The organism is Parabacteroides gordonii MS-1 = DSM 23371 (assembly GCF_000969825.1).
Classification (GTDB): Bacteria; Bacteroidota; Bacteroidia; order Bacteroidales; family Tannerellaceae; genus Parabacteroides; species Parabacteroides gordonii.
Map to the genome: position 1 here is coordinate 228975 of NZ_KQ033922.1, position 1768 is coordinate 230742.

Here is a 1768-nt window from a genome sequence, read left to right on the forward strand (position 1 = left end):
AGAACGGCACTGCAAAACATGATGAAAAAAACTTTTAGAAAAACTTCCGAAAACATTTGGAAGTATGAAATAAAAGTTCTTATCTTTGCATCCACATTCGCTAAAAAACTAGCGAGTGTAACAACAAGAGTTCTTTGAAAGATTTACATATCAACAAGTAGTACAAGTATTAAAAATTAATACCGTCAAAACTTGAAATAAAAAACGGATTCTGAGCAAGACAAAACAATTTATACAACGAAGAGTTTGATCCTGGCTCAGGATGAACGCTAGCGACAGGCTTAACACATGCAAGTCGAGGGGCAGCAGGGAGTAGCAATACTTTGCTGGCGACCGGCGCACGGGTGAGTAACGCGTATGCAACCTACCTATCAGAGGGGGATAACCCGGCGAAAGTCGGACTAATACCGCATAAAACAGGGGTCCCGCATGGGAATATTTGTTAAAGATTAATTGCTGATAGATGGGCATGCGTTCCATTAGATAGTTGGTAAGGTAACGGCTTACCAAGTCTGCGATGGATAGGGGTTCTGAGAGGAAGGTCCCCCACACTGGTACTGAGACACGGACCAGACTCCTACGGGAGGCAGCAGTGAGGAATATTGGTCAATGGGCGAGAGCCTGAACCAGCCAAGTCGCGTGAAGGATGAAGGATCTATGGTTCGTAAACTTCTTTTATAAGGGAATAAAGTGCGGCACGTGTGCTGTTTTGTATGTACCTTATGAATAAGGATCGGCTAACTCCGTGCCAGCAGCCGCGGTAATACGGAGGATCCGAGCGTTATCCGGATTTATTGGGTTTAAAGGGTGCGTAGGTGGTTTATTAAGTCAGCGGTGAAAGTTTGTGGCTCAACCATAAAATTGCCGTTGAAACTGGTTAACTTGAGTATATTTGAGGTAGGCGGAATGCGTGGTGTAGCGGTGAAATGCATAGATATCACGCAGAACTCCAATTGCGAAGGCAGCTTACTAAACTATAACTGACACTGAAGCACGAAAGCGTGGGGATCAAACAGGATTAGATACCCTGGTAGTCCACGCAGTAAACGATGATTACTAGGAGTTTGCGATACACAGTAAGCTCTACAGCGAAAGCGTTAAGTAATCCACCTGGGGAGTACGCCGGCAACGGTGAAACTCAAAGGAATTGACGGGGGCCCGCACAAGCGGAGGAACATGTGGTTTAATTCGATGATACGCGAGGAACCTTACCCGGGTTTGAACGCATTCGGACAGTCCTTGAAACAGAATCTCTAGCAATAGCCATTTGCGAGGTGCTGCATGGTTGTCGTCAGCTCGTGCCGTGAGGTGTCGGCTTAAGTGCCATAACGAGCGCAACCCTTATCTTTAGTTACTAACAGGTCGTGCTGAGGACTCTAAAGAGACTGCCAGCGTAAGCTGTGAGGAAGGTGGGGATGACGTCAAATCAGCACGGCCCTTACATCCGGGGCGACACACGTGTTACAATGGTGGGGACAAAGGGCAGCTACACAGCGATGTGATGCTAATCTCCAAACCCCATCTCAGTTCGGATCGAAGTCTGCAACCCGACTTCGTGAAGCTGGATTCGCTAGTAATCGCGCATCAGCCATGGCGCGGTGAATACGTTCCCGGGCCTTGTACACACCGCCCGTCAAGCCATGGGAGTTGGGGGTACCTAAAGTCCGTAACCGCAAGGATCGGCCTAGGGTAAAACCGATGACTGGGGCTAAGTCGTAACAAGGTAGCCGTACCGGAAGGTGCGGCTGGAACACCTCCTTTCTGGAGC

General features: G+C 48.2%; 1 rRNA gene. It reads left to right on the plus strand.

Going from position 1 to position 1768, the window contains the following annotated elements:
* The first annotated feature begins 234 nt into the window (after nt 1–234).
* Nucleotides 235–1761 (plus strand): 16S ribosomal RNA (locus HMPREF1536_RS26345).
* Nucleotides 1762–1768 lie beyond the last annotated feature (7 nt).